Annotated in this window: 4 protein-coding genes; 1 reads left to right on the forward strand and 3 read right to left on the reverse strand. The window is 59.9% G+C overall.

The window, feature by feature from the left end:
• Window positions 1-144 precede the first annotated feature (144 nt).
• From QMX93_RS29495 to QMX93_RS29505, 3 genes are all read right to left on the reverse strand, one after another.
• Window positions 145-1,482, reverse strand: coding sequence for a DUF1329 domain-containing protein (locus QMX93_RS29495; protein ID WP_053119160.1), 1,338 nt, complete (start codon window positions 1,480-1,482; stop codon window positions 145-147).
• Between the two features lie 11 nt (window positions 1,483-1,493).
• Window positions 1,494-3,320, reverse strand: coding sequence for a DUF1302 domain-containing protein (locus tag QMX93_RS29500; RefSeq protein ID WP_212546142.1), 1,827 nt, complete (start codon window positions 3,318-3,320; stop codon window positions 1,494-1,496).
• 98 nt (window positions 3,321-3,418) lie between these two features.
• Window positions 3,419-4,261: an AraC family transcriptional regulator gene (locus QMX93_RS29505; protein ID WP_282359084.1), complete on the reverse strand. Its 843-nt coding sequence runs from the start codon at window positions 4,259-4,261 to the stop codon at window positions 3,419-3,421.
• Window positions 4,262-4,357: 96 nt separating this feature from the next.
• Between QMX93_RS29505 and QMX93_RS29510 the strand changes: the two genes are divergently transcribed.
• Window positions 4,358-5,278: a LysR family transcriptional regulator gene (locus QMX93_RS29510; RefSeq protein ID WP_282359086.1), complete on the forward strand. Its 921-nt coding sequence runs from the start codon at window positions 4,358-4,360 to the stop codon at window positions 5,276-5,278.
• The last annotated feature ends 113 nt before the right edge of the window (window positions 5,279-5,391 follow it).

The raw sequence follows: 5,391 nt of genomic DNA on the forward strand, positions 1-5,391 counted from the left end.
ATCCAGTGACGCATAAACAATCTCAAGACTCAAAACAAATCCCTGTAGGAGCTGCCGAAGGCTGCGATCTTTTGATCTTGAAAAACCACATCAAAAGATCGCAGCCTTCGGCAGCTCCTACAGGGGTTGTGTGATGGTGAGAGGTTATTTAGCCCAACGCCGCAGATCCGACGGGGTGTAGTCGTCGGTCTTCGCCGCGAACCCGACGCGCATTGGCTGGGTCTCTTCGTTGGCCAGGCCACCGGCGTAATAACGCCCGGCAATCAGGTCGTAGGACGTCTCCAGCACGTTGTAGGTGAAGCCATGGTCGTACTGCTGAATCGCGTGCAATTCACCGCTGCGCCACAACTCGCCACGGCTGTCGTATTGATCCGACTGAGCAATCTGCCAACTGTCTTCGTCCACATAAAACCGGCGTTTGGCGTAGATGTGCCGGGCGTTTGGCTTGAGCGTGGCTTCCACCACCCACACCCGGTGTTTCTCGTAGCGCGCCAGATCCTGATTGATGTGATTGGGCTTGATCACCTCGTCGTATTTGAGCGCGTGGCTGCCGATCTTGTAGCTGTTGTAAGGGATGAACAGCTCCTGTTTGCCAATCAGTTTCCAGTCGAAACGATCGGGCGCGCCGTTGTAGCCGTCGATGTTGTCGGCGGTGATCAGGCCGTTGCTGTAGCGCGCGCTGTTGTCGTAAGCGATCATCGGCGCGCGACGCACCCGGCGTTGCCCCGGCAGGTATTGCCAGGCCGAACGCGGCTCGGCGACCTGGTCGATCGGTTCGTGCACCAGCACCGCTTCACCGGACAAACGTGCCGGCTCGAGCACGCGGCTCTTGAACAGGAACAGCGTGTTGGCGCCCGGTTCCAGCCCGGACACCGTGTCGGCAAAGTTGATCAGCGACTGGTTGCGCACATAACTGGTCGCGCCGTTTTCGCGCACCAATGCCGAGCTGCTGATGCGCTCGTAACTGCCGCCGCGATAGCGGGTCATGTGGTTCCACATCACCTCAAGGCCTTCGGTCGGCAGCGGGAATGGAATGCCGCGCGCATAGTCGTGCAAGCCGTTGCCGCCGTCGGCCATGCTGGTTTTCGCGACGTTGCCGCGACTTTGTTCCAGCACATCTTTAGGCAGATTGGCGCTGCGATGAGTCGGGTAGATGTTCATTTTGTAGCTGTCCGGGTAGCGCTTGAACAACGCGATCTGCCCGGGGCTGAGAAATTTCTGATACTGCGCCAGATTCTGCGCAGTGACGGTGAACAACGGTTTTTCCGCCGCATACGGATCGCTGTAACTGCCCTTGCTGTCGACGGTACCGGCGTTGCTCGCCAGGCCACCGCTCCACGCCGGAATACTGCCGTCGGCATTCGCGGCCATTTCCGAGCCCATCGGCGTCAGGGTTTTACCCAGCGGTGCCGGATCGTTACCTTTGGCTTGCGCCAGTCCGACGCTGCAGGCCAGCGCCAGTACACACAATTGCAGTCGCATGAGGGATCTCCTTAGAAGTCGGCCTTGAAGCTGACCGAGGCAAAATCGCGGTCATCGAGGGTGCTGTAATCGTTGGAACCGAAGAACGTGTTGTAAGCCAGTTCAACGCTGTAATCGTTCATGTAGACGCCGGTCAGGCTGAGGCCGAGGGCTTGCTGGCCTTCCTGAAACGGCCCTTGCGGATCGTAGGAATAGCCGGAGACATCATGGCGCCAGTTGACTGCCGGAATCAGGTTGATCCCCGGCAACACGTCGCTGTATTCAAGACTCGCGCGCAGGCGATAACCCCACGACCACTCGGTGGCGAAACCTTTGTCGGTGCAGTACTGATTGGTCACGCCCGACGCAACGGTGTTGCACGCTGAGCCATTGCGCGGGGCGCTGCGACCGAACGCGGCGTTGCGGCCCAGACGTTCGTCGCCGAGGTCGTCGATATGCACAACGCCGGCCTCGCCGAACAGACTCAAACGCGTGGCACCGAGGATGTTGTCGAAAGCCTGCGTCGCCGAACCGGTCATCTGCCACACGCCTTTGCGCACCCAGCCGTCGTAACGGCTGCCGGCATTGGTGTTGAAACCCGGCGGCAGATCGACCCAAGAATTGCCGCCCGGCCCGGAGATCACCGCGACGTTGATGTCCGGCGCATTGATCGCCAGCGGCATGTTCGGCCGATAGCTCAACTCGCCCGCGAGCGAGATGCCGCTGATCGGCTCAACACCGTTGAGGCTGATGCCGTACAGGTGAATATTTTCCGGAAACGCTGCGGCATAACTCGGCGCCTGAATACCGCCGGGAAAGGTGCCGGGCAGCGAGGTGTTGCGCGCATCGAGGGTGAAATACGGCAGCCGCGAGTGATAGTTGATGTAGTAGATCGCCGCTTCGGCATCGTTCAGCGCCGGGATCATGTTACGCAACGCGAAGCCGAACTGGCCGTTGTCCGACGGCGATTCGTTGCCGCGCGAATAGGCGTATAAACCGGCGGCTTGCATCTGTTGATCGGTCTGCACCTGGCTCAGGTACAGCGGCCCGCAACCCTTCTGAATCGCATCGCTGGAAGCGAAAAAAGTCCCGCAACCGTCGAGTGCGCTTTCGCGCCAGTTGTACTGATAAAAGCCTTCGAGGTTGAGGGTGTCGGACAGGCCGAAGCTGAACGAGATCATCTCCACCGGCAACTGGCCTTCTTTGATTTCCACCCCGGGGCGGTTGAAGGCGGAAATGTCCAAGGGGTTGATCACGTTGATGCCGTTCTGGATCAGCAGCGATTCGCCCCACGACAACACCTGATTGCCGACCTTGACGTTCAGCGGATGATCGGCGATCTGGAAGTCTTTCCAGACGTAGGCGTCGAGGGTTTTGAAACCCTGAAACTTGCTCAGGTCATCCCAACCCGAATCGTCGAAATCCTTGAAGCGGCCATTGCGGGTTTCGTAGGCGTGGTCGTACCAGTATTTGAAACGAATGAACGCGCCCTGCCCTTGTCCATCGAGACTGAAATCGGTCAGGCCTTTGAAGTTCTGCGAGATCGGGTCGCCCTTCTCGAAGTTCAGCCGGTTGTCGTCAGCGCTGACACTGGTGCCATTGGCGCGCACGCCTTGTGCTTGCAGGGCGTTGGCACGGGTCATCAGGCTTTTGTCGGGGTTCTGCGTCGACCAACTGCTGCCCAGGGTCAGGGTGGTTTTGGTCGACAGGCTCCAGTCTTCGTTGAGGTCGAAACTGGTGGCGTAGCCGGGGCTCGACAGTGCGGCGAGAATCGCCAGGGTCAGGGGTTGCGTACGGGGGTGGCCACGCCGGGCAAGTCGCGGACGGACTTGGGGCGTAACCGAGCTTTTTCTTATCATTATTGGGCTCCGGTCAGGTTTGCTCAGCACTGACACGGTGCCCAACCCTCAGCGCTGACACACAAGCGATGGCTGACAAAAACCAATCATCGGCGTGCTTACAGCGGATTGAGGCGGAACTGCTTCGGCGTGATGCCGAATTGTTTGCGGAAGGCGCGAATAAAGTTGCTCGGCTGGCGATAACCGAGGCGTTCAGCGATGCGTTCGATCGGTTGATCGCCGGCGGTCAGCCAGTGCCGCGCCAGCTCCAGACTGTCGTTGCGACTCGGCGCGGAGGACTCGGTTTGCCAATGGCGAAGCATGCTCTGGTGCAGAAACGGATTGGCGCCGAGCAGTGGTTCTTCGAGGGTTGAGCGCTTCAAGGTCAGGCGCGGATGAGCGCCTTGTTCAACACGAATACCGTTGTTGTGCAGCCAGTGTCCGGCGGCTTGCGCTGGGCACAAGGTGACGCTGACGAATACCTCGTCGGGCGTCTTGCCCAGTCGACGGGCGATGTTGCGCACCAAGGTAATCGTTGCTGCATCGAGGCCAAAGTGATGGGCTTGGCCCTGCACCGGTCGCAGGTGCAAATGCGCGTCATCGCCGGACTCCTGCAACTCGACCGCGACGTAATTGGTCACGCGCGGCGCAAACGCCACAAAGCAATCGAGGCTGGCGCGCAACGTCGGTGCCGAGTCGAGCAGAATGTTCAGGCCTTGCAGGCAAGTGGTCGCCAGACCGTTGACCAATTCACAACCGAACGTCGGCGCAGCCCCGGCCTGCTCGCATTCAAGCCATAGTTTCTCGACCGCGTGCGCAGGAATTTGCTGGTCGTGACCGTCGAGAGCCGATGCGCAGATTCCGGCCCGTGCCAGCAGGGTTTGCGGGCACAGGCCAGACTGTTCGGCGTGGCCGAGAATGGTGCGGGTGAAGGCGCTGGAAGCGAACATGGGATGCGACATGGCGACGATTACCGAGGGACAGGCGTGTACTTATGCCAGCCAACGTGCTATCGATCCAATGCATTAAAAGTATCCGCAGAATGCAGGAGACGCATGATGGATTTACGCCAGCTTCGCCACCTCGTGGCCCTCGCCGACTACCGCAATTTTGGCCGCGCGGCGGAAGCGATCAACCTAAGCCAACCGGCGTTCAGCCGTAGCATTCAGACGCTGGAACGTGACCTCGATTGCGAACTGGTCGAGCGCAGCAGCCGCGAGTTTCGCCTCACTGGCCAGGGTGAACTGGTGCTGCAGCATGCGCGGCGTTTGCTTGCCGGCAGTCAGGCGTTGCACAACGAATTGACCCAGTTCAACGGCCTCACCGGCGGCGAACTGCAATTCGGTTGCGGGCCGTACCCGGCGCAGGTGCTGGTGCCGGAAGCGCTGGCGGAATTCATTCAGGCACACCCGGCGATTCGCACGCGTTTTCATCAGGGTGACTGGCAGCAATTGTCGCTGTGGTTGCGTGAGCAGCAGATCGAATTTCTGGTGGCGGATGCGCGCTATTTCGTCGGCGACCCGCAGTATCACGTGCAATTGCTGCGCACGCGACCGGGGCGGTTTTTCTGCCGAGCCGGGCATCCACTGGCCGGGCAGAAGGGTTTGAAATTGCGCGCGCTGCTGGATTATCCGGTGGTGGGCACGCGGATTCCGCCGATGATTCGCAAGATCCTCGCGGATATTTTGGGTGAACCGGATTTCAATCCGAGCGTGGAGTGCGCGCAGTTTGACGCGATTCAACGGGTGGTGTTGCGTTCTGATGCGATTGGTCTGGCGACGCTTGAGGCGTTACGGGAGCAGGTCGATCAGGGGCTGATTCATCTGCTCGATTTCACCGATGTGCCGCGCAACGACCCGGCGCTGCAATTGGGTTACGGCATCGTCAGCCGCGTCGGCTACTCCATGACCCCGGCGGCGCGGGCGATGGTTGACGCGATCCTCAGCGTCGACCAACGCCTGCTCGCGGCCAACCACTAATTCACCGACGACCTCCTGTACGTCGCACCTGTAGGAGCTGCCGAAGGCTGCGATCTTTTGATCTTGATCTTCAAAAACAGATCAAAAGATCGCAGCCTTCGGCAGCACCTACA

Origin of the sequence: Pseudomonas sp. PS01303 (assembly GCF_029959385.1) — a bacterium.
GTDB lineage: Bacteria > Pseudomonadota > Gammaproteobacteria > Pseudomonadales > Pseudomonadaceae > Aquipseudomonas > Aquipseudomonas rustica.

Excerpts from the sequence above, each read along its gene's own strand:
- QMX93_RS29495 (WP_053119160.1), bottom strand. The coding sequence starts at position 1,482 with ATGCGACTGCAATTGTGTGTACTGGCGCTGGCCTGCAGCGTCGGACTG.
- QMX93_RS29505 (WP_282359084.1), bottom strand. The coding sequence starts at position 4,261 with ATGTCGCATCCCATGTTCGCTTCCAGCGCCTTCACCCGCACCATTCTC.
- QMX93_RS29500 (WP_212546142.1), bottom strand. The coding sequence starts at position 3,320 with ATGATAAGAAAAAGCTCGGTTACGCCCCAAGTCCGTCCGCGACTTGCC.
- QMX93_RS29510 (WP_282359086.1), top strand. The coding sequence starts at position 4,358 with ATGGATTTACGCCAGCTTCGCCACCTCGTGGCCCTCGCCGACTACCGC.